At 65.9% G+C, this 24,817-nt stretch carries 29 protein-coding genes and 5 pseudogenes; 22 read left to right on the plus strand and 12 right to left on the minus strand.

Going from position 1 to position 24,817, the window contains the following annotated elements; all coding sequences use genetic code 11:
* Positions 1-109: 109 nt before the first annotated feature.
* Positions 110-337, plus strand: coding sequence for an HNH endonuclease signature motif containing protein (locus GNX96_RS66620; RefSeq protein ID WP_390624318.1), 228 nt, complete (start codon positions 110-112; stop codon positions 335-337).
* Here GNX96_RS66620 and GNX96_RS44280 read toward each other — a convergent pair.
* Positions 318-1,043 carry a hypothetical protein gene (locus GNX96_RS44280; RefSeq protein WP_279583151.1) on the minus strand — a complete coding sequence of 242 codons (726 nt, stop codon included), beginning with the start codon at positions 1,041-1,043 and terminating at the stop codon, positions 318-320. The genes GNX96_RS66620 and GNX96_RS44280 overlap by 20 nt on opposite strands.
* 53 nt (positions 1,044-1,096) lie before the next feature.
* The gene (locus tag GNX96_RS44285) at positions 1,097-2,065 is read right to left on the minus strand and encodes an ATP-grasp domain-containing protein (RefSeq protein ID WP_163573440.1); all 969 of its coding nucleotides are present in this window, start codon (positions 2,063-2,065) and stop codon (positions 1,097-1,099) included.
* A gap of 281 nt (positions 2,066-2,346) precedes the next feature.
* Here GNX96_RS44285 and GNX96_RS59995 point away from each other — a divergent pair, with 281 nt between their 5' ends.
* From GNX96_RS59995 to GNX96_RS44310, 6 genes are all read left to right on the plus strand, one after another.
* On the plus strand, positions 2,347-2,583 hold the full coding sequence (locus tag GNX96_RS59995; RefSeq protein ID WP_279583152.1) for a helix-turn-helix domain-containing protein: 237 nt from the start codon (positions 2,347-2,349) through the stop codon (positions 2,581-2,583).
* Positions 2,532-3,254 carry a DUF5753 domain-containing protein gene (locus tag GNX96_RS44290; RefSeq protein WP_279583153.1) on the plus strand — a complete coding sequence of 241 codons (723 nt, stop codon included), beginning with the start codon at positions 2,532-2,534 and terminating at the stop codon, positions 3,252-3,254. Before GNX96_RS59995 ends, GNX96_RS44290 begins: the two co-directional genes overlap by 52 nt.
* Positions 3,251-3,436 (plus strand): DUF397 domain-containing protein, encoded by a 186-nt coding sequence (locus GNX96_RS44295; RefSeq protein ID WP_163573441.1) that lies wholly within the window; start codon positions 3,251-3,253, stop codon positions 3,434-3,436. The genes GNX96_RS44290 and GNX96_RS44295 overlap by 4 nt, the downstream gene beginning before the upstream one ends.
* 55 nt (positions 3,437-3,491) lie before the next feature.
* The gene (locus tag GNX96_RS44300; RefSeq protein ID WP_163573442.1) at positions 3,492-3,947 is read left to right on the plus strand and encodes a hypothetical protein; all 456 of its coding nucleotides are present in this window, start codon (positions 3,492-3,494) and stop codon (positions 3,945-3,947) included.
* Positions 3,948-4,184: 237 nt separating this feature from the next.
* A complete protein-coding gene (locus tag GNX96_RS44305; RefSeq protein ID WP_163573443.1) occupies positions 4,185-4,586 on the plus strand; it encodes a hypothetical protein in 402 nt (133 codons plus the stop codon).
* Positions 4,477-5,121, plus strand: coding sequence for a hypothetical protein (locus GNX96_RS44310; RefSeq protein ID WP_163573444.1), 645 nt, complete (start codon positions 4,477-4,479; stop codon positions 5,119-5,121). The genes GNX96_RS44305 and GNX96_RS44310 overlap by 110 nt, the downstream gene beginning before the upstream one ends.
* Before the next feature lie 21 nt (positions 5,122-5,142).
* Here GNX96_RS44310 and GNX96_RS44315 read toward each other — a convergent pair whose 3' ends face one another.
* The gene (locus tag GNX96_RS44315) at positions 5,143-5,646 is read right to left on the minus strand and encodes a VOC family protein (protein WP_163573445.1); all 504 of its coding nucleotides are present in this window, start codon (positions 5,644-5,646) and stop codon (positions 5,143-5,145) included.
* Positions 5,647-5,887: 241 nt separating this feature from the next.
* Here GNX96_RS44315 and GNX96_RS44320 point away from each other — a divergent pair.
* A pseudogene (locus tag GNX96_RS44320) lies at positions 5,888-6,525 on the plus strand (alpha/beta fold hydrolase).
* Here the strand turns inward: GNX96_RS44320 and GNX96_RS44325 are convergent.
* A pseudogene (locus tag GNX96_RS44325) lies at positions 6,522-7,306 on the minus strand (trans-aconitate 2-methyltransferase). The pseudogenes GNX96_RS44320 and GNX96_RS44325 overlap by 4 nt on opposite strands.
* A 228-nt stretch (positions 7,307-7,534) precedes the next feature.
* Here GNX96_RS44325 and GNX96_RS44330 point away from each other — a divergent pair.
* From GNX96_RS44330 to GNX96_RS60010, 8 genes and pseudogenes are all read left to right on the plus strand, one after another.
* The gene (locus GNX96_RS44330; RefSeq protein WP_279583154.1) at positions 7,535-8,350 is read left to right on the plus strand and encodes a redox-sensing transcriptional repressor Rex; all 816 of its coding nucleotides are present in this window, start codon (positions 7,535-7,537) and stop codon (positions 8,348-8,350) included.
* Entirely contained in the window at positions 8,347-9,702 is a 1,356-nt protein-coding gene (locus GNX96_RS44335; protein WP_163573446.1) for a glutamyl-tRNA reductase, read from the plus strand. Before GNX96_RS44330 ends, GNX96_RS44335 begins: the two co-directional genes overlap by 4 nt.
* Complete coding sequence (gene hemC, locus GNX96_RS44340) at positions 9,699-10,661, plus strand: hydroxymethylbilane synthase (protein WP_163573447.1); 963 nt, start codon at positions 9,699-9,701, stop codon at positions 10,659-10,661. The genes GNX96_RS44335 and hemC overlap by 4 nt, the downstream gene beginning before the upstream one ends.
* A gap of 2 nt (positions 10,662-10,663) precedes the next feature.
* Positions 10,664-12,242 (plus strand): annotated as a pseudogene (locus GNX96_RS44345) (uroporphyrinogen-III synthase).
* Between the two features lie 56 nt (positions 12,243-12,298).
* Positions 12,299-13,303, plus strand: coding sequence for a porphobilinogen synthase (hemB, locus tag GNX96_RS44350; protein ID WP_390624319.1), 1,005 nt, complete (start codon positions 12,299-12,301; stop codon positions 13,301-13,303).
* A gap of 307 nt (positions 13,304-13,610) precedes the next feature.
* Positions 13,611-14,384 (plus strand): annotated as a pseudogene (locus GNX96_RS60000) (glycoside hydrolase family 27 protein); the annotation flags it as partial.
* Positions 14,364-14,573, plus strand: coding sequence for a hypothetical protein (locus tag GNX96_RS60005; protein ID WP_279583166.1), 210 nt, complete (start codon positions 14,364-14,366; stop codon positions 14,571-14,573). The pseudogene GNX96_RS60000 and the gene GNX96_RS60005, both read left to right, overlap by 21 nt.
* Complete coding sequence (locus tag GNX96_RS60010) at positions 14,516-15,460, plus strand: NPCBM/NEW2 domain-containing protein (RefSeq protein ID WP_279583155.1); 945 nt, start codon at positions 14,516-14,518, stop codon at positions 15,458-15,460. Before GNX96_RS60005 ends, GNX96_RS60010 begins: the two co-directional genes overlap by 58 nt.
* Positions 15,461-15,783: 323 nt before the next feature.
* Here the strand turns inward: GNX96_RS60010 and GNX96_RS60015 are convergent, their stop codons facing one another.
* Positions 15,784-16,029, minus strand: a complete 246-nt coding sequence (locus tag GNX96_RS60015; RefSeq protein ID WP_279583156.1) for a lytic murein transglycosylase — start codon at positions 16,027-16,029, stop codon at positions 15,784-15,786.
* A 61-nt stretch (positions 16,030-16,090) separates the two neighbouring features.
* On the opposite strand from GNX96_RS60015, the gene GNX96_RS60020 reads away from it, so the two are divergent.
* Positions 16,091-16,246: a hypothetical protein gene (locus GNX96_RS60020; RefSeq protein WP_279583157.1), complete on the plus strand. Its 156-nt coding sequence runs from the start codon at positions 16,091-16,093 to the stop codon at positions 16,244-16,246.
* 55 nt (positions 16,247-16,301) lie between these two features.
* On the opposite strand, the gene GNX96_RS44365 is transcribed toward GNX96_RS60020, so the two are convergent.
* From GNX96_RS44365 to GNX96_RS44385, 5 genes are all read right to left on the minus strand, one after another.
* Positions 16,302-16,796 (minus strand): hypothetical protein, encoded by a 495-nt coding sequence (locus tag GNX96_RS44365; protein WP_163573449.1) that lies wholly within the window; start codon positions 16,794-16,796, stop codon positions 16,302-16,304.
* Between the two features lie 234 nt (positions 16,797-17,030).
* Entirely contained in the window at positions 17,031-17,531 is a 501-nt protein-coding gene (locus GNX96_RS44370) for an LOG family protein (RefSeq protein WP_279583158.1), read from the minus strand.
* 62 nt (positions 17,532-17,593) lie between these two features.
* Positions 17,594-18,115: a hypothetical protein gene (locus tag GNX96_RS44375; protein ID WP_163573450.1), complete on the minus strand. Its 522-nt coding sequence runs from the start codon at positions 18,113-18,115 to the stop codon at positions 17,594-17,596.
* Between the two features lie 46 nt (positions 18,116-18,161).
* On the minus strand, positions 18,162-18,413 hold the full coding sequence (locus GNX96_RS44380; RefSeq protein ID WP_163573451.1) for a hypothetical protein: 252 nt from the start codon (positions 18,411-18,413) through the stop codon (positions 18,162-18,164).
* Entirely contained in the window at positions 18,367-18,753 is a 387-nt protein-coding gene (locus GNX96_RS44385) for a hypothetical protein (protein ID WP_163573452.1), read from the minus strand. Before GNX96_RS44385 ends, GNX96_RS44380 begins: the two co-directional genes overlap by 47 nt.
* A gap of 409 nt (positions 18,754-19,162) precedes the next feature.
* Here GNX96_RS44385 and GNX96_RS60025 point away from each other — a divergent pair.
* From GNX96_RS60025 to GNX96_RS44400, 3 genes and pseudogenes are all read left to right on the plus strand, one after another.
* Positions 19,163-19,402 (plus strand): annotated as a pseudogene (locus GNX96_RS60025) (AfsR/SARP family transcriptional regulator); the annotation flags it as partial.
* Positions 19,403-19,533: 131 nt separating this feature from the next.
* Positions 19,534-21,732, plus strand: a complete 2,199-nt coding sequence (locus tag GNX96_RS44395; protein ID WP_279583167.1) for an ATP-binding protein — start codon at positions 19,534-19,536, stop codon at positions 21,730-21,732.
* A complete protein-coding gene (locus tag GNX96_RS44400; RefSeq protein ID WP_279583159.1) occupies positions 21,668-22,300 on the plus strand; it encodes a tetratricopeptide repeat protein in 633 nt (210 codons plus the stop codon). Before GNX96_RS44395 ends, GNX96_RS44400 begins: the two co-directional genes overlap by 65 nt.
* A gap of 48 nt (positions 22,301-22,348) precedes the next feature.
* On the opposite strand, the gene GNX96_RS44405 is transcribed toward GNX96_RS44400, so the two are convergent.
* Both GNX96_RS44405 and GNX96_RS44410 read right to left on the minus strand, forming a co-directional pair.
* Positions 22,349-22,603, minus strand: coding sequence for a hypothetical protein (locus tag GNX96_RS44405; RefSeq protein ID WP_163573455.1), 255 nt, complete (start codon positions 22,601-22,603; stop codon positions 22,349-22,351).
* 510 nt (positions 22,604-23,113) lie between these two features.
* On the minus strand, positions 23,114-23,869 hold the full coding sequence (locus tag GNX96_RS44410) for a hypothetical protein (RefSeq protein WP_163573456.1): 756 nt from the start codon (positions 23,867-23,869) through the stop codon (positions 23,114-23,116).
* Positions 23,870-23,974: 105 nt separating this feature from the next.
* Here GNX96_RS44410 and GNX96_RS44415 point away from each other — a divergent pair, with 105 nt between their 5' ends.
* Together GNX96_RS44415 and GNX96_RS44420 are read left to right on the plus strand one after the other, a co-directional pair.
* Positions 23,975-24,184, plus strand: coding sequence for a helix-turn-helix domain-containing protein (locus GNX96_RS44415; RefSeq protein ID WP_163573457.1), 210 nt, complete (start codon positions 23,975-23,977; stop codon positions 24,182-24,184).
* A 3-nt stretch (positions 24,185-24,187) separates the two neighbouring features.
* On the plus strand, positions 24,188-24,730 hold the full coding sequence (locus GNX96_RS44420; RefSeq protein WP_163573458.1) for a Clp protease N-terminal domain-containing protein: 543 nt from the start codon (positions 24,188-24,190) through the stop codon (positions 24,728-24,730).
* The last annotated feature ends 87 nt before the right edge of the window (positions 24,731-24,817 follow it).

The following is a 24,817-nucleotide window of genomic DNA, read 5'->3' on the forward strand; positions in this document are numbered from 1 at the left end:
ACTTGCGGTTGCCAGTCCTTGGACAACCTGGCGTCTGTCCGAGTCGGAGCCCACTTGGTGCCACTCGTGGCCTACGCAGCACTACATAGGCGCAACAAGGCTGCGCCCGATGCGGCCGACCACCCCGCTGGACACGGGGCACCACGTGCAGCACTGGGCTGATGGTGGGCATACTTGCCTTGAAAATTGCGTGCTTCTCTGCGACCGGTGCCATCGTTTGGTGCACCATGGTGGTTGGGATGTACGCATTGTTGACGGAATCGTTGAATTCCTGCCACCCGCGTACGTTGACTGCGAACGAAGACCCATCCGCGGGATTAATCAGCTCGCCGCATAGAAAACCCACCCGGCCGCCGGGTAGCACCACGCCCGGCGGCCCACAACCCTTCTAAGGCCATTCTGGCCAGGTGGGGTGGCGGGTGGGCTGTTGCGGCTGGGGGACGGTCGCGACCATCGCGTTGAGGAGTTCGGCGGCGCCTTGCAGGTTGCGGGAAGCGTGCAGTACGTCGTCGGCGGGCCGGGCCGGGGGGGGCTCGCGCGGCCGCTAGTCGGTGCGGCTCGGCGAGCAGCGGAGTGGCTTGCGCGAGCAGGGCTGCGCGCTCGGCTGCCAGCAGCGCACATTGTCTTTGTGAGGCAGCAGAATCCGCGCCGAGGGAGCGAGCGCGGAACCAGGCGTGCGACAGGTCGGAGTCGTACGGCGTCGGGGTTGCGGGCCGCCGAAACCGGCGGAGTTGCCACCACAGCCTGGCCCGGTTCCAGGCGAGATCGGCGATGATGAGCGCAAGAACCTCGCACGCCAAGCCGACGAACTGGTACGGCTTGAACGTCGAGGTGAAAAGCGGGGTCATGACCGCGCTTAGTGCGACCAGCCGTAAACATCGCCAGCCGATGCGGTTCCAGTCGCTGTCCTCCGCGCAGGCGCGGTCGGTGAGACGGTCGTCGGCGTCCGTCACCAGCGCGCGGGCCGGTTCGGTGTAACGGCGTGAGTCGGCCGTCGCGTTGTCGATTCGGTCCAGGAGACGGTAAATTTCCTGGATTTCCACCGCGGAGTGCCACAGGTCGATCGCGGTTTGTCGGCGATTCTTTCTCCGTGCCATCAGTCTTGGACCAAGGCGTCGACGAGCGCGCTGGCGATCGGCAAGTCGAAGTGAGTCGCGTACCAACTCCAGTCAGCATTCGGGTCGACGCGGGTCAGCACCCACGGACCTTCCGGCGGGACAACGAAATCCAGGGTGGCGTAGCGCAGTCCGGTCGCTTCCATGAGCTGGTCGGTGGCGGCCGTGATGTCTGGCGGGATGTCAGTCAGCGAGTAGAGGTCGTGCTGGCCTTCGAAGCCGAAATGCCGGTGACCGGCGACAATCACCCGTACGGCACGGTCATGTTCGACATATGCCTGGAAAAGAAATCCATCCAGCGGGTGATGACGGTATTCGGTCCGCAACACCGGCCGGCTGTACGGGTGACCAGTCTCGGGATCAACCAGCGGAGTAGCCAGCACATTCTCGCCGGCTTCGGTCATGAAATCGTTGACCGCTTGCCGTCGAGTGGCCAGCAGGCTCGGCGGCAACGTGAATCCGCTGGTGATGGCGGCGGTTAGAGAGGAGAGTCGGTGCTCGTCGGTGGAAAGACAGGGAAAATTGACCCATCGGCACGGCAATGACATGAGCATTCCGAAAAGTGCGACCCGGGCGTGCACCGCGCGGGAATGGGCGCGTGGTCCGGGCACGACCTGACGGACGGCTCCGGTGCTCGAATTGCTGCCCGGCTCGCGTACCCACGGCTGCTGCGCCCGATAGTAGATCGCCGACACTTCCTCGATCGCGATCGTGTTGTCCCTGGTACGCAGCTCGCCGACCCAACGACCGGTCTTTCGCAGCCGGACGTCCAAAATCATCGCCGGCTCGAACTGGCTCGGATCGACAGCGCGCGCGTGGCTGATCGCGCGCTCGGCCAGTGCGTCGCACATCGCTGCGGCGCTGGCGTCGGCGGCTTGACTGACGACGACCACCATCGGCTGGCCGGGCTGGTGGGACAGCGCCGGCTCCCGGTTGTCTGGTGCGGGCAAGAGGTCCTTCTTCGTGTTCGGGAGTGGCGCGCCTCCGGCCCGCGATGGGGATCGGGGTGGGTGGGCCGGAGGCGCGGTCGGGGTGGGTACGAGCCCGTGGCTACCCTCCAGAGTCACGCGACTTCGTACCGCGACACGAGTCAAGCAGTACGAGCGCTCGCATCTCAAGCTCGGATACGCTGATTTGGCCGGAAATGGCAGTAGTTGACTGGTGAGCGCGACGGCTGTTTCATAACGAGCGCTGTTCGCGCCTCGGTCCGTAACCGAAGATAGGAGGAGACATGCCCACCACGGACGTAGGCTCGACAGTTCCCCGCCGGCAGCTCGGCCGGGAACTGCGCAAACTGCGCGAAACCGCGCGGCTGACCGTCGAGGAGGCCGCTGAGCAGCTGGAGCTGTCGCGGGTCAAGATGTGGCGCATCGAGAAGGGCTCGACCGCGATGCGCTCTCCCTCGACGTCGAACAAATGTGCCGCCTGTACGGCCACGCCACCGACGCCGAAATCACCCAAGCCCTGATGGCCCTCGCCCGCGAAACCAAGGCCAAAGGCTGGTGGCAAAGCTACGGCGACGTCATTCCGACTTCTTTCGAGCTGTACGTGGGGCTGGAAGCGGCTGCGGCCGGAATTTCTTGGTACGAGCCGGATGTGGTTCCCGGTTTGCTCCAGACCGAGGCATATGCGCGGACCATTCTCGATAAAGGTGGGCCGAAGGAATTCGAGCCGGCGGAGCTCGATCGTCGTGTCGCCCTTCGTATGGAGCGGCAGAAGCTTTTGATGCGGAAGAAGCCGGCGCCGCTGCGGCTCGACGTTGTCCTCGGTGAAGCAGTTCTGCGAAGAGCCGTTGGGAGTCCGACGGTTATGGCTGAGCAGCTAAGGCATCTGCTGATCGTGAGTGAGCAAGTGCCAAGTGTCGAGATCCGCTTGGTTGACTATTCGGTCGGCGTGCATCATCAGGCGCTGGAGATCGGGTCGTTCGAGATGCTGGAGTTTCCGCTTACGCCCGATGGTAAGAGGACTGAGCCGTCAACCACCTACGTAAGCCTCGGATGCGGCGCGCTGTACCTCGAAAAGCCACGCGAAATTAGCTACTACCAAAAAGTGTGGCGGAATCTTCACGAGTCTGCCCTGGACGAGGCCGCGACCAGAGACCGTATCGCAGCAGCAATTGAAGAAATGGAGAATCCATGATCCTCGTCGCGCATCTCAACTGGCGCAAAAGCACTTGCAGCGGGCAAGAGCAGAGCTGTGTTGAGGTAGCCAACTCGGTGGGCTCGACAGTCGTCCGGGACACCAAGCTTGGAGACGCCTCTCCGGTCTTGGTCTTCCCGGCGGCCAGCTGGCAGGCTTTTTTGGTAACTCTCCGCAGTTGATCAGGTGCTTGATAGACTCACTGCGCTGCGTACACACACGGGTGGAGCGTCCTCAATGGCTAAGGTCATCGTCCCTGTTGGCTTCGACAACGGTCCTCGCTATGCGGCCGACAACACAGAGACTGACTACTACGAAATCGTCCTTGCCCATGGAGACAGCGCCGAGCTGCCTCCCGACGCATACCGTGTCTGGACTCTCGCGTTTGCCGATCTTCAGGCGCATCGGGATCTCGTGTTCACTCGGGAGCGGTTGGTCAAGCTGGCCGCTGCCGGACCGGAGACGGTCGAGCAGGCGGAGACGCTCGTCGAGAGCCTGATCCAGTCCGACGCCTTGGCTGAGTACGAACCCGGGACGCAGTCAGCGATTGACTTCCTGCGCGGTCATCGAATGTTCCCCTTCGCTGAAGGCATGGGCAGCACTCGGGAGCGGCCTGAGATGTTCCGCATTGGTCGTAATGGCGAGCTGTGCTGCTGGAGGTTTACTCCGACATCTACTCGATCTGGAGCCTGAACCTCGACAGCCCGAGCATCTGGGCGATGATCGAATGGTTCTCCCAGCAGTCATCGCCGCTGACCGCGCAGAGCAGACCGCCCACATGTTTGCCCAGGTCGTGCCCACTCTCGTCGCCCTTCAGCTCGGATATTTGCAGCCGTCATGACCCAGCCGCAGAGCTTCAAGAGGAAGCACGCACCTCGGCACATCGCCGCCAGACAGCCGCGGTGGTGGCAGTTTTTGCGGCGGAATCGGTTGACCGAGGCTGGGGCGAAGGCGTCGTTCCAGGCGGAGGACCGGATCAATCGGGGGAAGGCTTTCTGGGACGTACCCATCCGACTTACCGCTGGGTTGGCGACCATGGCGGCGGCGATGGCGTTGACCAAGTACGGCGGCGCTTTGGAGGTCGGGGGACATACCTTGGCGCAGTACGCGGACGCGTTGGTGGCTCGGATTCCGGGGATGGCTGGCGGCGCCGAAATCATGGCCGCGGTGGATTATCTCAAGACCGGCGTGCAGGCGACCGTGGCAGCGGTGGCCGCGGGTTATGTTGGCGATCGCTACAAAGCCGGCCGCAAGGCGCTGGATCAGCAGACAGACCGCCAACAAAAAAAAAACGGCCGACAAGACGCAAGAGCTGCGGGATCGTGGCATTGATGTCGATACCAATCAGTACGAGCAGATTCACAGTCTCAAGGCCGAAAACCAGGACCTGAGAGGCCAGATCGCCGAGATGCGCGAGCTGCAAGCCAATGTGGACAGGTATCTGCAAAGCGTACACATTCGTTTAGCGGGAACTGACCAGCATTTGGCTGCGACTGATCAGCAGTTGGTTGGGGTAGAGAACCATTTGGTTGGGCATGATCAGGCGTTTCAGGGTGCGTACGCGTCACATGTGGTGACCAATGAGCGCATCGACACGGCAAATCAGCGGATCGACGAACTCGCGAGCAGACCCGTAGCGCCACCGGTCGTGGAACCTCAGCCGAGGCACGCGGCCGTGCCGGATCCGAACCTCTTGTTGTCTCATGAAGACGGGCAACGTGGGCAGACAGCCCTGGACCGGGCCAAGCAAAGCAGAACTCATGCAATAAAGACGCGGCCGAACCCAGAGCCGTACGAGCAGCCGTCCGGCTGGGATCAAGGACTGCCGGCCGCGCCGCCCCATCGTTCAAACAGACCTAAGCAATAGCTACGAATTCAGGCCGGGCGATCAAACCGAAACGCCCACACCGCCGCGAGTTTCGGCGCCATAGCGGGCAATTTCGGCAGTCAGGTCCAGCGGTTCGGCGCCGGAGAATTCCTTGACCTCGGGAGTGAGCAGCGCGGCTGGTACGAGCCAGGAGACCTCGAATTCGATACCGTCCGGGTCGTGTGCGTAAAGCGCCTTGGTGGTGCCGTGATCGGACGCGCCGACCAGTGAGCCGACCGAGACCAGTTGGTCATGGATCCGCTGCAGCTCGGCGAGCGTGTCGACCTCCCACGCGAGGTGGTAGAGCCCGACCGCGCCACGGCCAGCGGTGGTCGGACCGGCGTTCGCACCGACCGTGAACAGGCCCAGGTCGTGGTCGTTGGTGGAGCCTTCTGCCTGCAGGAACGCGGTTCGCCCCGGAGTGTGGGCGACGGCCCGAAAACCCAGGTTGTCGCGGTAGAACGCCAAACTGCGGTCGCAGTCCCGTACGTAGAGGACCGCGTGGTTGAGACGCTGGATCGGCATAGCTACCCCTCGATTCGATCATTGAAGCTACCCCGTCTGACCAGAATCTGACAGCGATGAGTTTTGGGCGGCTGTTTCGTCTGTGCCCTGACCGTTCAGTTGAGAGAGGACAACCATGGCTGGTTATGTGGAGCTTCCGGGCGTACGAGCGTGGTATGACGACCGCGGGGACGGCGAGCCGCTGCTGATGCTGCATGGCGGCATGACCGACTCGCGGTGCTTCGCCGGGAATTTCGACGCGATGGGTGAGCATTTCCACGCGTATACGCCCGATCGGCGAGGTCATGGGCGTACGCCCGATGTCGAAGGACCGCTGACCGCGGAGGCGATGGTGGAGGACACCGTCGACTTCCTGCGCAAGGTGGCGGCGGGCCGGCGCACGTCGTTGGCTACAGCGCGGGGGCGCTGGTCGCGATCCTGCTGGCGCTCCGCGAGCCGTCGTTGGTCAGGCAGTTGGTGCTGGTCAGCGGGTTCATCGACCACGACGGCATGGTCGCCGGGACCCGGCCGGACCCGAACATGGAGTTTCCGCCGGTGATCCGGCAGGCGTACGCGGAGGTGTCACCGGACGGGCCGGAGCATTTCGACGTGGTGGCGGCGAAAACGCTCGCGTTGATGGGCCAGCCGACCGGGATCGCGATGGCGGACCTGGCCGGGATCGCCAGTCGTACGCTCGTGATGGCCGGCGACGACGACATCGTGACGGCCGAGCACAGCCTCGCGCTCTCTCGCACGATCCCCAACGCCGAGCTGGCCGTCATCCCGGGCGCGACCCACATGCTGCTGATGGAGAAGCCGGCGCTCTGCAACGCGATGATGCTCGACTTCCTCACTAAACCGCCGGCGCCGACCTTCATGCCGATCCGGCGCGCTTCTTAAGGACGCTGGGAGACGACGAAGATGCGCCGGAAAGGCAGCAGCGTACGGCCGTCGACGACCGGGTAGGCGCTCGCGAGCAGCGGCTCCAGCTCCGCGACGAAGGCCTCGTACTCGGCGGCCGAGAGCGCGGCGCGTACCGGCCGGAGCGCCGTTCCGCTCATCCAGTGCAGCACCGGGTGCGGTCCGTCTGGGACGGCGGTGAGTACGTGCACATAAGTCGTCTCCCACGCGTCGACGGCACAGCCGAGACCGAGCAGCCGCTCGGCGTACTCGACGGCGGTGTCGACGGCACCGGTGCCACGCAGGCCGGAGAGGTCACCGCGGTTCCGCCAGGCCGCTGACTGGGCCAGGTCACGCAGCAGTACGTGTGAAGGTGCCTCGAAGTTGCCCGGCACCTGGAAAGCCAGCCAGCCACCGGACGGTAGCGCCGGCGCCCAGGACGTCAGCAGCGATCGGTGCGTAGGGACCCACTGAAGAGTCCGTTTGAGACGACGACGACGTCCACGTCAGAAGAAGGACTCCAGCCGGCCACATCGCCGACCGAGAAGTCGACCGAGCCCGGCTCCTGTTGAGCGCGCGCGATCATGTCCGCTGACGAGTCGATGCCGACGATTCGGGCGGACGGCCAGCGCTCGGCGAGCGTGACGGTCTGGTCGCCGGGGCCGCAGCCCAGGTCGACGACCGTACGGGGAGAGGCCGCGCCAACCCGTGCCACCAGGTCGTGGAATGGGCGCGACCGCTCGTCGGAGAACTTCAGATACGTGCTCGGGTCCCACTTCATAACGGCCTCCGATTACCAAGACGTACGTACGGTTTGGTAACTACCATAGCAGTGACTCTAGCCACTGCGAGTCGGGTGTTTGACCGGCGACTTTGTACCTACGTTCACAAGCGGTTACCGTGGCAGTGTCCACCGGCGGATAACACACCTTCCCCGGCGTACGAACCGGGGCCCTGGCGCGTGAGCGCGAGCCGCCCGCCAGCTTGAGATAGCCCGGTGGAGCTGACCTTGTCCGACCTGCAGCCGACGGTGCGACCTGATGGTCGGCTTCCCGACGCCACGGTCGCCCGCCTGCCGGTTTACCTGCGCGCCCTGCACACCCTCGCCGAGAACGGCGCGGAAACGGTGTCGTCGTCGGAGGAGCTCGCCGCGGTGACCGGAGTCGGGTCCGCGAAGCTGCGTAAGGACCTCTCCCATCTCGGCTCTTTTGGCACTCGTGGCGTCGGCTATGACGTACGCATGCTGGTCGAGCTCATCTCCACCACGCTCGGCCTCAATCGCTCCTGGCCAGTAGCCCTAGTTGGGGTCGGTAACCTCGGCCATGCGCTTGCCGGATATGCCGGATTCGCGTCCCGCGGCTTCCGGATCGCGGCGCTGCTGGACGCCGATCCGGCGACCGTCGGCGAGGTGGTCGAGGGCTTGGCCGTACGACACGTCGACGAGCTGCCGGAGGTGGTCGCCGAGCACAACATCTCGATCGGCGTGATCACCGTTCCGCCGGCCGCCGCGCAACAGGTCGCGGACCGGCTGGTCGACGCTGGCGTACGCAGCATCCTCAACTTCGCGCCCTGCGTTCTTCAGGTGCCCGAAGGGGTCGAGGTGCGTAAGGTCGATCTGGCTATTGAGCTGCAGATCCTGTCCTTCCACGAGCATCGCCGGCTAGAAGCGGCGAAGGCTCCGACGGAAAATGAGAACGGGGACGCCAAGAAGAACGGTGTCCTGCCGAGCAGTCTTAAACCAAGCAATCTCAAACGCCGTGCGTTGCGACGGTTTCCCGCCAGCCGCGCCGACGCGGACATCAACGAAGAGGTGATCGGCGGATGAGCATCCTGGTGGTGGGGCTGTCCCACCACACCGCGAGCGTCGACCTGCTGGAACGGGCCGTCGTGGGTACCGCGGACCGTCCGGCGCTGATCCAGGACCTGCTGGCCGGCGCGAACGTCGGCGAGGTCGTGGTGCTCAGCACCTGCAACCGGGTCGAGCTTTACGCGGCGGTGTCGTCGTTCCACGGCGGTCTACATGACGTGGGTTCGGTGCTCGCCGGCCGGCTCGGCGTGGACGTGGCCGACCTGGCCGAGTCCTTGTACGTGCACTACGCCGATGACGCCGTGCAGCACCTCTTCGAGGCGGTCGGTGGCCTCGACTCGATGGTGGTCGGTGAAAGTCAGATCCTTGGCCAGATCCGGACGGCGTACAACGCGGCCGCCGAGCTGGGTGCTCCCGGTCGGTTGCTGCACGAGCTGATGCAGCAGGCGCTGCGGGTCGGCAAGCGCGTACACACCGAGACCGGCATCGACCGGGCTGGCCAGTCCGTGGTGAGCCTCGCGCTGAAGGTCGGCGCGGCCGCCACCCGGCCGCTGGAAGGCGCGTCCGCGCTGGTCATCGGGGCCGGCTCAATGGGCGCGCTGGTCGCCGCCACGCTGTCCCGCTCGGGCGTTCAGTCGCTGACCGTGGCCAACCGCTCCGGCATTCGGGCCGCCCGGCTGGCCCGCTCGCAGGACGAGGACGCCGTCCCGATCCAGGTCGTCCGGTTCGACGAGCTGGGGACGGCCCTGAAGCAGGCCGACATCGTGGTGTCCGCGACCGCGTCGACCGCGACCGTACTGACCGTCGAGACGCTTGGCGATGCACGTCCGCAGTTGATCATCGACCTCGCCGTACCGCGTGACGTGGACCCGCGGGTCGGCGAGCTGGACGGCGTTCACCTGATCGACATCGCCTCGCTCGGCAGCCAGGCGCACAGCGACGCCGTCGCCGTCCAGGACGAGGTGACAGCCGCTCGCGCGATCGTGGTCGAGGAGGTCGCCGCCTTCCTCGCATGGCAGCGCACGGTCGACGTGACGCCGACGGTGGCCGCTCTGCGAGCCCGCGCCGATGAGGTCGTCGTCTCGGAGCTGGCCCGGCTCGCCTCGCGGATGCCGGACCTCGACGAGCGCACCCGGTCCGAGGTGGAGCGGTCGGTACGCCGGGTCGTCGCGACGCTGCTGCACGTCCCGACCGTACGAGTGAAGGAACTCGCTAGTTCGCCCAACGGGCAGGCGTATGCGAACGCTCTTCGTGAGCTTTTCGGCCTGGACACCGCGGCTGCGAGCGCTCCGGCGGTCTTCTCGGCGAACGAAGCGGTCGCGCCGGTTTTCACCCAGCGACCCAAAGCGACAACGGATGGTGAGGCATGACCTCAGCGGTCAATCCCTTGCAGGACATCGGCACGATCATCCTCGGCACTCGCGGCAGCAAGCTGGCGATGGCCCAGTCCGGCTTGGTCGCCGAGGCGATCAACCGTTGCCCTGGGTGCGCGGTCGAGCTTAAAAGAGTGAGCACGCACGGCGACCGGTCGCACGCGCCAGTTGCCGAATTGGGCACCACCGGAGTGTGGACTTCCGCTCTGCGCGAAGCGCTGCTGGCCGGTGAGATCGACATCGCGGTGCACTCGTACAAAGACCTGCCGACCGCCCCGGCGGACGGGATTTCCCTTGCCGCCGTACCAAAACGCGAGAACCCGTCGGACGTGCTGGTGGCCCGCGACGGGCTGAAGCTGGTGGATTTGCCGACCGGTGCCCGGGTGGGTACGGGAGCGCCTCGGCGGGTCGCCCAACTGCGCGCCTTCCGACCGGATTTGGAAATCGTGCCGATTCGCGGAAATATTGACACCCGGATGAGCAAGGTCACGGGTGGAGAGCTGGATGCGGTGGTGCTCGCGTACGCGGGGTTGGCCCGGTTGGGTCGGCTCGACGACGCCACCGACGTGCTCACCGACGACGTCATGCTGCCGGCGCCCGCCCAGGGCGCGCTCGCGGTGGAATGCCGAGCCGATGGCCCGCTCGCCGAAATGCTCCTGGTTTTGGATGACCCGATTTCCCGCGCGGCGGTGGTCGCCGAACGCGCGGTGCTGGCCGAAGTGGATATCGCCACCTCGGTCTGGTGCAATTCGACCGTGGCCGCGCACGCGGTTCCCACGGTCGCCGATGACGGTGCCGTGACGCTGACCTTGCAGGCCAGCGTGACCGCCTTTGATGGAAGCGACGCCGTCAGGATGTCCGCTTCCGGTTTCGCCCATGACGCTGACGGCCTCGGCCGGCGCCTCGCCGCCGCGCTGCTGACCGCCGGTGCTGCCAAACTGATGGAGAGTCCCTAAAGATGTCCCGGAAATCCACCGGCCAGATCACCTTCGTCGGGGCTGGCCCTGGCGACCCAGGCCTGCTCACCCAACGCGCCTTCGCGACGCTGGAAAAAGCCGAGCACCTCGTGCACGACAACGGAATACCCCAGGTGATCGTGGACGTCCTGACCGCGCGGGCCGCGGAGGGCCTGGAGGTCAGCGTCGCCGAGGGCGCTTCCGGTGACGTGGCCAAGGTCCTGTTGTCTGGCGCCCGGTCCGGCCGCTCGGTGGTCCGGCTGGTCGCCGGCGACCCGTTCTCCTCGGACTCGGTCGTCAAGGAAGCCCAGGCGGTCGCTCGTACGAACGTGCCTTTCGAGGTCGTGCGGGCGGGCATCAGCCACGCGGGCGGGGTGTCCACCTACGCCGGCACCCCGGTCGGCGGCCTGCACTGCGAGGTGGACGCGCGGGACATCCTCAGCGTCGACTTCAGCCAGGTGGCCGGGCTGCCCGGGACGATCGTCATCACGGTCAACGCGGCCGACCTGCCGGCGTTGCGGGACGGCCTGCTGGCTGGCGGGGTGGCCGCCGACTCGCCGCTGTGCGTGACCGGCGACGGCACCGGCGACACCCAGTCCTCCTCGATGTCCACGCTGGACGGGCTGGTGGACGCGGCGGTCGGCCTGTACGACACCGTGGTGGTCACCATCGGCGCCAACGTGCCGCTGCGCGAGAAGTTGTCGTGGGGGGAGTCGCGGCCGCTCTACGGCTGGAAGGTGCTCGTTCCGCGTACGAAGGAGCAGGCAGGCCGGCGCGATGAGCGCGCGGCTGCACGCGTACGGCGCGATCACCACCGAGGTGCCGACCATCGCGGTCGAGCCGCCCCGCACGCCGGCGCAGATGGAGCGGGCCATCAAGGGCCTGGTCACCGGCCGCTACGAGTGGGTCGTCTTCACGTCCACCAACGCGGTCAAGGCGATCCGCGAGAAGTTCATCGAGTTCGGTCTGGACGCGCGGGCTTTCGCCGGTGTGAAGATCGCCTGCGTCGGCAACGCGACCGCTGACGCCGTACGCGACTTCGGCATCGAGCCGGAAATGCTGCCAACCGGCGAGCAGTCGTCGGAGGGCCTGCTGGCCGACTTCCCGCCCTACGACTCGGTGCTCGACCCGATCGACCGGATCCTGCTGCCGCGGGCCGACATCGCCACCGAGACGCTTGCCGCCGGGCTCATCGAGCGCGGCTGGGAGGTCGACGACGTGACGGCCTACCGGACCGTACGGGCCGCGCCGCCGCCAGCCGACATCCGCGACGCGATCAAGTCCGGCGGTTTCGACGCGGTGCTTTTCACCTCGTCCTCGACCGTTCGGAACCTGGTCGGTATAGCCGGCAAGCCGCACGCGCGTACGGTTGTGTCATGCATTGGCCCGAAAACCGCCGAGACCGCTGCCGAACTCGGGCTGCGGGTGGATGTGCAGCCGGAGCTCGCGAACGTGTCGGAGCTGGTCGCGGCGCTCGCCACCTATGCGGTCGAGCTGCGCGAAAAGATGGCCAACAACCCGGTGAAACCCCGCCGCGGTGCGAAGGTGCAGGGTCCCAGCGCCGGTCGCGCCGCGCGATAAACCTCGCTCTAGGGAGCTGCTAAATGGCAAGACGACATGCTTCGTCCGATTTTGACGTGGCCGACCTGCCGCTCCCGCTGGGTGGGTTTCCGGCGGTGCGTCCGCGCCGGCTGCGGACCACCGCCGCGATCCGCCGGCTCGCGGCTGAAACACACGTGAATCCGGCGAACCTCGTGTTGCCGATGTTCGTGAAGGACGGCGTACCGGAACCGGTGCCGCTCGCGTCGATGCCGGGCGTCGTCCAACACACGCTGGAATCGCTGCGCAAAGCGGCGACCGAGGCGGTCGAGGCCGGCGTCGGCGGGATCATGCTTTATGGCGTACCCACGCCGGAAAGCAAGGACGCCACCGGCTCGATCGGCATTGATCCGGACGGCATTCTGAACGCGGCCCTGCTGGAGTTGCGGGCCGAGGTCGGCGACAGCACGGTTTTGATGAGCGACCTGTGCCTGGATGAATTCACCGATCACGGGCATTGTGGTGTATTGGCCGAGGATGGGTCGGTCGACAACGATGCGACTTTGGCCCGCTACGCCGAAATGGCCATCGTCCAGGCCGAGTCCGGCGCCCAGATGGTGGGGCCGAGCGGGATGATGGACGGCCAGGTCGGTGCCGTACGAGCGGCGCTGGACCGGTCCGGGCACACCGATGTCGGGATTCTGGCCTATTCGGCGAAATATGCGTCGGCTTTCTTTGGTCCCTTCCGGGAAGCGGTCGAGTCTTCGCTGGAAGGGGACCGCAAGACGTACCAGCAGGACCCCGCGAATGCCTCCGAGGCCCTGCGCGAGGTCGCCCTGGACATCGCCGAAGGTGCCGACGCCGTGATGATCAAACCGGCGCTGCCGTATTTGGACATCGTCCGCCGAGTCGCCGACTCGGTGAACGTACCGGTCGCCGCTTACCACGTCTCCGGCGAGTATTCGATGGCCGAGGCCGCTGTCGCCAACGGCTGGATGGACCGGGACCGGCTGATCGTGGAGACTCTCACCTCGATCCGCCGCGCCGGCGCCCAGATCATCCTCACGTACTGGGCGACGGACGCAGCGCGCCTCTTCTCGTAGGGGTTTTTGCGCAATCGGGGCCCGATTGTGACGTTCTTGGGGATTTACGACGTTAGAGACCCCGACAACGTCACCATCAGGCCCCGATTGTGCAGCGGCTGTGAGTGGCCTGTGCCGGCCAGACGTTTCCGGCTAGTTTCCTGCCAGTGGCAAGTAAAATCCTGCGCACATACTCCGGATTGGGGACACGTATGCGCAGGTTAGCTGCTTATCAGCATTTATCCTGATAATCACCGCGGGGCCTGTCGCGGCTGCTGCGGCGGCGCCGGAAAAACCGACTACCGTGACGACGGCGAAAACGCCGCCGATGGGGTGGAACAGCTGGAACAAGTTTGGCTGCAATGTCAGCGAAACCCTGATCAAGGCGACCGCGGACGCGATGGTGTCCAGCGGAATGCGCGCGGCCGGCTATCAGTACGTCAACATTGACGACTGCTGGATGTCGCACGACCGCAACGCGGCCGGCCAACTGGTGCCGGATCCGGTGAAATTCCCGGACGGAATGAAGGCGCTCGCGGATTACGTACACGGTAAGAAACTGAAGCTCGGCATCTACTCGTCCGCTGGCACGCAGACCTGCGCCGGCTATCCGGCGAGTTTGGACCACGAGACCACCGACGCGCAGAGTTTCGCTGACTGGGGCATCGACTATCTCAAGTACGACAACTGCAACAACGAGAACCGGCCGGCGATTGAGCGCTAACCCGCGATGGCGAACGCGTTGAAGGCGACCGGCCGGCCGATCGTACTCAGCATCTGCGAGTGGGGTCAGAACAAGCCGTGGGAATGGGGTGCGAGCGTCGGCGGGCAGTTGTGGCGTACGACCGGGGACATCACCGACTCGTTTTCCAGTGTGCTGGGCATTTTGGACCAGCAGGTCGGGTTGGAGAAATTCTCCGGACCGGGCGCCTGGAATGACCCGGACATGCTGGAGGTCGGCAACGGCGGCATGACGGACGCCGAATATCGGGCACATTTCAGCCTCTGGGCGTTGCTGAACGCGCCGCTGTTGTCCGGCAACGATCTGCGTACGATGTCGGACGCCACCAAGAAAATCCTGATGAACAAAGACGTTGTCGCGGTCGACCAGGATTGGGGCGGTCAGCAGGGCGCGCTGGTCAGTGGCAACGGCACCACTCAGGTGTGGGCCAAGCCGATGTCCGACGGCTCGGTGACCGTCGCGCTTCTCAACCGTGGCCCGGTTTCCGCGCGATGGCGGCTACCACGACCGCGGCCATCGGGCTGCCGGACACCGACTCGTACAGAGTGAAAGATCTGTGGACTGGCAAGGAAAGTCAGACCGACGCGATGATTCGGGCCGAGCTCGGAGTGCACGGCGTTTCGTTGCTGCGGATTTGGCCGAAATCGGGGCGTACGCTCGCGCCGCTCACCACGTTGTCCGTCGGTGTCGACGAGGTGGTCGAGAAGGACCAGCCTTTCACCACGCTCGGCACTGTCTACAACGACGGCTCCACGCCGCTGATCCGGCCGTCGCTGACGCTGGTGGCGCCGGCCGGTTGGAAGGTGCAGGGCTCGGCGACCGTACGCACCGACGTGGTGCAGCCGCATCGCGGATGGACCGCCACTTGGAAACTCGTGCCGGACGGAACCGGCGGCGCCAGCCTGGACGTACGCGTCGACTCGCGATATTTCACCATCGGCGGTGGGCAACAATCCTCCGAGCACGTGACCGCGCTGGTCGCCGTGCCGCCGCCGGCCGGGTCGGTGCAGGCGTCCAGCCTGCCGTTCATTTCCACCGGCAACGGCTGGGGACCGGTGGAGCGGAACACCAGCAACGGCGAAAACCAGCCCGGTGACGGGCTGCCGATGAGCATCGCCGGGGTCAAATACGCCACCGGGATCGGGGCGCACGCGCCGTCGACCGTACGCATCTACCTGGGCGGTAAATGCACGTCGTTCAGTGCGATGGTGGGTGTGGACGACGAGACGCATGGCAACGGCTCGGTCGCCTTCACCGTGGTTGGCGACAACAAGTCGCTCGCGCAGAGCCCGGTGCAGCGCGGCAACCAGGCCGCTGTGTCGCTGACGGCCAACGTCACCGGCGTACACATCATCGACCTGCAGGTCAGCGACGGCGGCGACGGCAACACCTGGGACCACGCCGACTGGGCGGTGGCGACGCTGACCTGCTCGTAGCCGCTTTTAGGCCACTTTGGCCACTCGGCCCACTTTGGCCGCGATGACTCATCGCGTGCGCCTGACGCACGCGAGGTCATCGCGGCCCCACTCACCGCCCGCGCACTCAACGACCAGCACCCAGTGCGGCGCGAAACTGTCGTACCCACCCGCAAAAGTTGCCCCCACCCAGTGACGGGCGGGGGGTGGGTCGAGAGGTAGACCTTAATTTTTAGTTGAACATCGGTCCTCAAACCCACCCCCCGCCCGTTTAAAGGGAGGGGGCTAGGAAACAGCACAGGTACGACAGTTTCGCGCCGGACCGGCTGTTTTGGAGAGTGAAATCAGGAAGCGAGGCTCTCTCGCGCGTACTGGTCGGCGTATTTGTAGACGTTCTCGACGTAGCTGTTCAGGTGGTTGTACGAGTAGACCGCAGCGCCCCAGCCGACGCCGGTTTTCAGGTCTCGGTTGTCTGAGCAGAGCAGGCGGGCCGAGGCCAGCGAAGCGTCGTTGATGTTGAAGGGGTCGGCCTTGCCGTCGCCGTTCGCGTCGACTGCGTAGAGCTTCCAGGTGCTCGGAATGAACTGCATTGGCCCGACGGCCCGGTCGTAGACCTTGTCGCCGTCGATGAGGCCACCGTCGGTGTCCTTGATGGCGGTGAGCTGGATCCCGATGATCGGCTTGCTGCTGCTGCCGTCCGGTTGCAGGACCGCGCCGCCCTCGCGGCCGTGGTCGGACTCGGCCCTGCCGATGCCGGCGAGCAGGGTCCAGGAGATGTGGCAGCCCGGGGCGGCCAGGTTTTCCTGATACTGGGCGTACGCGTATGCCTGTAGAGCGACGACGGGGATGTCCAGCTTGGCGGTCAGCGACTGGGCCCACGGACCGTACGCGGCGCGGCGGGTTGATCTGGGTGGTGTTGACGGCCGGGGTGCTGGCCTGCGGGGCGACCGACGGGGTCGGGTCGGTGTTCGGGACCGGGCCGGCCTGGTCCGGAGTGGACTGGCTCGGCTGCGGCACCGGCGGGATTTGCGCGGCGGTGTCCCGGGCTCGGATCTGCGGCACCAGCAGGAAAGCTCACGCCGGCGATGATCAGTGCGATGCCCAGGTAGCCGAGGCTGCGAAAAGCCAGCGCGCGGCGGGCTCGACCGCGCCGGTCACGCAGGTCCGCGAGACGGGGCTTGCGCGGCAGCGCCGGCATCACCCACGGCTCGTCCTCGGTTTCCTTGGGAGGCAGTACCACCTTTTTGGCCGCCTTACGGCGTTCTCTCCATGACAGTTTGGGTTTTTCACCAACGGCGACCACGGTGGCGGCTTTGACGAGGTCGACCTTGGTGGCGCCGCTGTCGGATCGCTTCACCAGGTCAACGGCCGGCGGTGCCGGCGGTTCGACCCGTTTTGACCAGGTCGACGGGCGGCACTGGGGGCGCCGAGGCGGGCGGCTTGCGGCGCGAGAACAGCTGCAGCGGAGGCGTCATTAAATCCCAGTATGCCTTCCGTCACGTCGTCTGTGACCCCCGGTCACAGGAACCGAAGCCTTATGGCCCATCGGCGGCCGTACGAACGGATGCACGCGCCTACCTCGCGATGGGTTTCACGGCCGGCGGTTCGTACGCACCGAATCGGTCCAGCACCGCGCCGAGGTCGCTCTCGATGAACAACATGTCCCGGTGCGGCTGGCGGAGGAACTGCTCGGTGACCATCTGGTCCAGGAATGTCCGCGCAGCGGCTGGTAGTAGCCCGCCACGTCCAGCAGCGCGACTGGCTTGGCGTGCACCCCGATCTGCGCCCAGGTCCAGACCTCGAACAGCTCCTCCAGGGTGCCGGCGCCGCCGGGCAGTGCGATGAACCCGTCGGCGAGTGCCGCCATCTTCGCCTTGCGCTGATGCATGTCCTCGACGAAGTGCAGCTCGGTCAGGCCCTGGTGCGTCAGTTCCTGGCCGAAGAGGTTGTTCGGGATCACCCCGATCACCGTGCCGCCGGCGGCCAGCGCCGCGTCCGCGACCTGGCCCATTGTGCCCACCGAGGCGCCGCCGTAGACCACCCCGATGCCCCGCTCGGCGAGCTGCCGCCCGAGGTCGCGGGCGGCAGACACGTACCCGTCGCCACGCCCGGACTGGGACCCACAGAACACGCAAAGCCGCATGGGGACCGATGCTACTTCCGGTGCGCTTTGGCGAATTCGGCCAGCACCTCGGTGAGTTCACTGCGCAGTGTGCGGACCGCTTCGATCGGCAGCTTCCGCTGGTCGGCTACCCACTCCGTCCAGGCCTCCATGACCGTTGGTACGGCCGAGATCGCCTGGTCAGAGAGGTTCGCCACCTCCGGCACGTACGCCAGCAGGAAGCCGGCCGTCTTGACCGGACTGACCCGAACCGGCCGCAGCGCGTCCAGCTCGAATCCAAAGGTGGCGAGGTGCCGGATCAGTTCCTTCGCGGCTTCCACGTCGGGCAGGCCGTCGCTCTTGGCCGCCAGGAAGTCGGCCACCACCTGGTCGCCAACCTCCGGGGGCATCGGCGAGCCCTCGTCGACGACCACCGCCGGCAACCCCAGCGCCCGGTAGCGCGCGTAGAGCAGCAGCCCGTAGTAGCTAGCGCCAGGGGAGTCCGGCTCCTCCGGATCGGGGTCGACTCCGTAGTAGTCGACAGCGGCCGGAATGCTGCGGCGCAGCAGCCGCATGCCGGCCGCGTGCTCGATCTCCTGGAAGAACTGGAGCGGATCCTCCTCAGCGAGGCCGGCGAGTTCCGCGCGCCAACCCGTCGGTCTTGTCCAGCAGGTTGATCTCCTCGGCTAACCCGTTCAGGCCGTCGAGGCCGAGGTGGCCGGAGATGGCATGCCGCTGGCCGTTCCGTACGAACTCGGCCACCACCATGCAACTGTCGCCGAAAACGTCGCCCATCTGCCAGCAGTTGCCCGCCTCGATCGGGGCGTCAAGGGCGCCCGCCCACGGCAGGTCCGCGATGCCGGCGGAAAGCACCGCCTGGACCCCCTCGGCGGCCGCCTGGCGCAACTCCGGTGTGATGCCGACGGCGGCGACAGCGCGCAGCAGGGCGAGCCCGGGCCGCGACGGCCGGCCCTGGCGCGTACCCAATCAACGGCAGCGTGCCCAGGTCCTCGACCTCGTAGTCGTCGGACATCCGCAGCGCGTCGCCCACGATCGAGGACGCGATCGCCTCGGCGTTCAGCGGATCGGTCTCGCTGATCGTGCCGGCGAACTCGTCCACGACGCCCGCGTAGATCTGCTTCAGGCTCGGCTCGCGACTGCTTTTCTTCGTCTTGTTCTTCTTCTTCGTACGGCCACGGCTGACTGGACTCATGCCCCGATGGTGCCAGTGCGGGACGTCGCTCAGCCCAGGGACACCCCGTCCGTACGAGCCGCGACCAGCTGCCGCCTGATGTCACGCATCGATTCCCCCTTTGAGAAGTCTGTTGGTGGTGGACCATGTCGATGGCCCACCACCCGATGGCCCACCACGCTGGGAAAACTTTGCCAGGTGGGTCTGAAAGATCTCTAAAACCGCTGGTCCTGATCTTGGTACGGCGAAAGAGTTTGCTTCGGTCCGGACCGAATCCGTACATATTTGACTAAGATCTGCACGGGAGACGGCGGGCGAGGGGCGCAGGCGGGTGCTGGACGCGACGGCAACAGGGCAGCGGACACGGATAGCGGTCCGTCTCTGTGTGCTCGGTCCAGTCCAGGCGTGGCACCAAGCTGGTGACATCGAGGTGGAAATCGCCCTCGGCGGGCCGAAACAGCGGGCCGTGCTGGCCGTTCTCGCGCTGGCCGGCGGCCGGTCGGTGTCCAGGGACGCCATCGTCGACTTCGTCTGGGGTGACGCGCCACCGCCACGGGTCTCGGCGACTGTCCAGACCTATGTGGCCACCCTCCGCCAAGTGCTGGAGCCGGGTCGTACGACCAGCAAAACCACCCGCGCGCAGAGCAGGCTGCTGCTGTCCCGCGGCGGCGGCTACCAACTGAACACCGAGAGCGTCACGATCGACCTGCTGCGTTTTCGGGAGCTGGTCACGGGTGCGTACACGGCCCGCCAAAGCGGCGACATGGCCGGCGCCGCGGGCTGCTCACCGAGGCGATCGCGCTGCGGTCCGGCCCGTTCCTGGATGACCTCGGCGGCGCCCTCCGGTTGCACCCGCAGGTCGCGGCCATCGAGCAGGAGTATTTGGGGGCGGCGGTCGACTGCGCCGACGCCCAGCTGCAGGCCGGCGTACCGGACGAGGTGCTCAGCTGGCTGCCCGGGTTGGCCGCCGCCGAGGCGCTCAGCGAGTCGCTGCAGATCAGGCTGATGAGTGCGTACGCGGTGACCGGCCAGCCGGCCCGTGCGCTGGAGATCTACGAACGGACCCGGCGACAGCTCGCCGAGGAGTTCGGGATCAGCCCGAGCCGCGAGCTGCAGCAGGCGCATCTCGCGCTGTTGCAGGCCGACGAGGACAGCACGTCCGAGTACGAGAAGCAGCGCCAGACCGTAGACCTGACCGAGCTGCTGCCGCTGCGGCGCTGGACCGGCCGTCCGCCGGACCAGCGTGCGCTGGTCGGCCGGGACCAGGTCCTGCCGGAGCTGCTGATCGAGCTCATCCAGCACCACCGGGTGATGACCCTGGTCGGGCCCGGCGGCGCCGGAAAGACCGCGCTCGCGCTGGCCACCGCCCGGACGGCGTTGGACAACGGCGTCAGCGTGGCCGCCGACGGCGTGGTGGTCGTGGAATGCGGCCGGTTGCCGGCCGAGCCGGACACCGCCGACGAGGGTTCCGGGCTGGTCGCCGAAGCCCTCCGGTCGGCCATCGACGCCCGCCCCAACGGCCGCGAGTCCGCGCTCGGCGCGGTGGTGAGAGTGCTGCAGGGCGAGCGCCGGCTGGTCGTGCTGGACAACGCCGAGCACGTACGGGCCAGCTGCAACCGGCTGGTCGACCATCTGGTGCGATCGTGCCCGTCGCTGCGGATCGTGGTCACCTCGCGCCGCCAGCTCGGGCTGCCGCTGGAGACGGTGTGGGAAGTCGAGCCGCTCGCGCTGCCGGAGCCGGACGAGACGCGTACGACCGAGCTGCGGGCCAGCCCCGCCGTACAACAACTCTTCGTCGACCTGGCCCGGCTGGTCCGCCGCGGGATAGACACCGACAGTCAGTTGCCCCTCATCGCCCGGATCTGCCGGCACGTGGAAGGTCTGCCGCTGGCCATCGAGCTGGCCACCGCTCGGCTACGCGCGATGTCGATCGCTGATTTGGCGCAGCGCCTGGAAAACAGTGCCGCGGTGATCAGCGCCGGCTCCGACCATCGGCTTCCGCACCAACGTGCCCTGAAATCCACGTACGAATGGAGCGCCCAACTCCTTCCGCCGGTCGAACGCCGTCTTTTGGCCCGGCTGGCGGTTTTTTTCCCGACCGCTTTCGACTTGAGCGCCGCCGAGCAGGTCTGCGGCCACTCCGGCATCGACGCGGCGGACATTCCCGTACTGCTGGGAAACCTCGTCGACCACTCGATGATCCAGGTCATCGTGGAAGGCGAACAACTCCGCTACCGCCTGCTCATTCCGATCCGGGAATTCGCCGCCGAAGGCACCGACGAAGCCGACCTCAATGTCACCCGCCGCTGCCACCTGGACTGGTGTTTCGGCTTGCTTCAAGGACTTCTGGGTATCGAGGATTATCTTGAGCGGGCCGCTGGGATCACTACTTTCCTGATCGACATTGACAACCTCTATACTGCGCTGGGATGGGCGCTGGATCACGCCGGCGCGGCGCTGACCACCGTGGCAGCCGAGATGCTCTCGCTCTCTCGGGTGGTTTTTGACTACGACTACGGAAACCTTCAGACAGCGCGGTATTTCACTCAGCGCGCGCTTCTGCAGTGGGACATTCTGCCGCTGGCAACACACGGCCGGCTCCGGCACTGGGCTGGCCGGCTCGCGTACGGCCAGGGCCGTCCGTTGGAGGCGCGATCTCATCTGGAAACCGCGCTTCGGATTCTCAACGGCACTACCGTGGACGACTATCGCCGCCGGTCCGATATCTGCCTCGGTATCGCTTCCTGCATGTTCCTGATGGCCGATCGCTCGTGCCTGGACCTGATTCGATCGGTTCCTTGTCAATGCCGAAGCAAGTGGCGACAAGATGTTGCTGGCCTGGAGACTCTCGAACGCCGGAAGTTTCTCGACCCTGTGGGGGCGTCCCGTCGAGGCGAAGGGCTTTTTTCTCGACCGCGCGGTCGAGTTGGCCGCGGTGGGCAGCGAAGAGGGATATCACGCGCGATATCGGCTGGCCAATTTCCATCTCCTGAATGGTGATCCAGCTAAGTCCATCCAGGTGTCCACGCCGCTGCTGGCATCTCCGGATCTTCCGGTGAGCATGGTCATCGAAACCCACGCCTATCACGGTTGGGCGCTGGCCAAACTCGGAAGATTCGATGAGGGTCGCCAGCATTTGCGTCGCGGTCTCGAACTCGCTGCGGCAAGACCACTGGATCGGACCTATGTCCTGCTCGCGATGGCGGATCTGGAGCGGACGTATGGAGATCCCGCCGCCGCGGCGAAGCAGTTGCGGAAATGTTTGGCCAGTTCGTTGGCATTCTCGGACCTGCACACGGCCGTGTGGGCCGTGTGGCTCACCGCCGCGATTACTCAGGAGGCCGGTGACCAGGGCAGCCCCGAGCTCGCCGGACTTGCCCTGGCTTGTCGGCAGATCACCGAGCTGCCGCCATGGCCACTGAGCGAGACAGATTTTTCGGCCTGGGAGAAGTCCCATTCCAGAGTGGCGGCTGAAACAACTCCGCAGGACCGACACGACTTGTTGCTGGCGGCCGTTGAGGTCAGCCAGCGTCGGCTGGCGCAGTGGGAAGAGAGCCGGGAGCGCTAAAAGCTGAGACCTGGCCGACCCGAAGCCGACCAGGCGCTGCGACGGAAGCTATTTCTTGGTGATGCTGGGCACTGCCTGCCACTGGTTGCTCTGCGGTTTGATCTTGCCCGGTGCTGCTGGTTTCTCGCCGGATTCTGGCTCTTCGTCCTGCTTTGGCGTGGGCGTCGGTGTCTTGGCAGGTGGGGTGTAGTCGTCGAACTGATCGGATGAGATGTCCTTGGCCAAACGGGTGAGGGTGAAAACGGCATAGCCGACCCCTGCCACCATTGAGACAAGTGCCAACCCGCGGACCAACCGTCGCATTTCGTTTTCTCCATTCAGGACTACTCAGAAAGACATTAGCAAGCAAAAGTGCGGCACCCCGGTCCCCCCGGACACGGTCCGCCGAGGTGCCGCACATTCTGCGGGATATTCGCTGGCCCACCTGGGGGGCTTGGCAAGCCCCGCTTCGCGGATGGCGGCTCAGCGCAGGGGCAACGGCCGGACCTACGAACCCCCGTTCGGTCGTAGGCCCAGCCATCCCGCCCCGTCTGCCGTGTGGAGAGCCAAGAAAACACCCATTGCTGGCTGTCGCTCTTCCCCCGGACTAGCAGGGCTGCTCGCCCCCGTCCCCCGGGCAGACCCGAACCCCACACGCTGAAAAGGTAACCTGGCCGGCTTTAGGTTTTCTAAAATGCCAGGACACGTATAACTGAGCGATCAATTACACACAGTGAGTGCGCACCTGGCCACTTTCTGTATACGGCAAGGCGTATTTGCATGTGGTCATGAAGTCGTACGAATGTGGCGGCGTTTTCCCCATCGGGAATCTTTTTAAGATTTGACGTGCGAAATGGGGTCGGTGAGGCTCCGGCAGCGGGCGTAGGCGAGGGCTCTGAGCTGCCCGTACTGCTTGTCGACCGCGGGATCGTCGAGCGCGTCGGTACGGCGCAATGCCTGCATTATCAGCGTTGCCGCGGCGGCGGGGGCGAGGTGGTCGAGGGTGTGTACGCCCGCGCCGGCCATCGCTTTCTTGCGCAGTTCGCGGACCAGTACGGCCGAGTCGCCGGTCATGGAAATATCGGTGGCGCGCCCGGTTTTGCCCAGCGGCTCAAGGAAAACGACCAGCGCGTGGGACTTTTCCTGCTGCTCGAACTCGGCCAGCACAATGCCGTTTTGGTGGTGCCCGTCGCGATACTGCCAGCAGGTGGTGGGGGTCGGGTGTCCGATCCCGTCCCGCCAGATCGGTTCTTCCAGCCCGGAGTCGGCCAACTCGTCGGCCGCTTCGCCAGCGCGGGCACGGAGGTTCTCGCCCACTCCGATGGCTTGTACGGCCCGCAGTGCGGCCAGCGCGGGCAGGCTGGGTGATTCCCGCGCGTACTCGACGAACTGGCCGCCGATCATCGTGTCCGGGTCGATGCCGGGCAGTGGAGCGTCCCACCACATCCCCAGCAGCCCGGACGCGGCCAGCTCCACGAGCAGGACATTCGGCTCGTCGACGAGCCGTTCGAATGTCCTGACCATCTCGGCGTAAACGCCACCCGCCGGTTTCGAGGTGCTGGACCGGCGGCCGCGGCTGACTGAAGTCATCCCGGCCGATGATGCCACTCGTGAAAAACAGCGGTCACGCACGGGTACGCGGCGAAGCTGTCAACTCAAGTTGACATCGGCCATCTGTCAACGTAAGTTGACGGCATGACAGTCGCAACGAACCTGGCCACCGCCGCCGGCGACCGCGATCCGCGGTCCGGGCTGCGGGCGGTCTCGGCGCTGCGCCGGCTGCTGGAGCAGTTGGAGGCCATGCAGGTCGCCAACGCACGCGATCAGGGCTGGTCGTGGCAGGAGATCGCCACCGAACTCGGCGTCAGCCGGCAGGCCGTACATAAAAAACATGCGAAGAGGTGAGTGATGTTCGAGCGTTTCACTAAAAATGCGCGGCGGGTCGTGCAGGATTCGGTCTCTATCGCCGATGGCGGCCAGGTCGGCACCAGGCATTTGCTGGCGGCCATGGTCGCGGACCGGGAGTCCCGAGCCGCTCAGGTGCTGGCGCAAGTGGGCGTCGATGAGCCAGGTCTCGCGGAGCTGATGACCGCGGTGGAGGCGGCTGACCGGCGAGGTGGCCTCAGTGTCGCCGACGTCGACGCGCTCGCCGGCATCGGCATCGATGTGGACGAGGTGATCGACACCGTCGAGCGGAACTGGGGATCAGGGGCGCTTACGCCGCGACCGCCCCGGGTCGGCCGGCTGGAATCGCGGTTCGGCGCGGCTGTCAAACGCGTGCTGGAGCAGGCGTTGCGCGCCGCGGTCGACAACGGCGAACGCCAGCTCGACGACACGCACCTCCTGCTGGGTTTGCTGAAAGGGGACGACCCGCTGGCGCACGAACTGGCCGCTCGGGACATCACCTATCTCCGCGTACGCGCGCTTCTCGCCAGCAATGCTCTCTCCTGAAACTTAGATCGAGTATAAACTTCTTGTCATGTACCTAGGGCTTCTTGTAGCATCCCTGCTATCAATGATCCGAGTGATTGAATCGAA

The sequence above is a fragment of the Fodinicola feengrottensis genome (assembly GCF_010993775.1).
Taxonomy (GTDB): Bacteria; Actinomycetota; Actinomycetes; order Mycobacteriales; family HKI-0501; genus Fodinicola; species Fodinicola feengrottensis.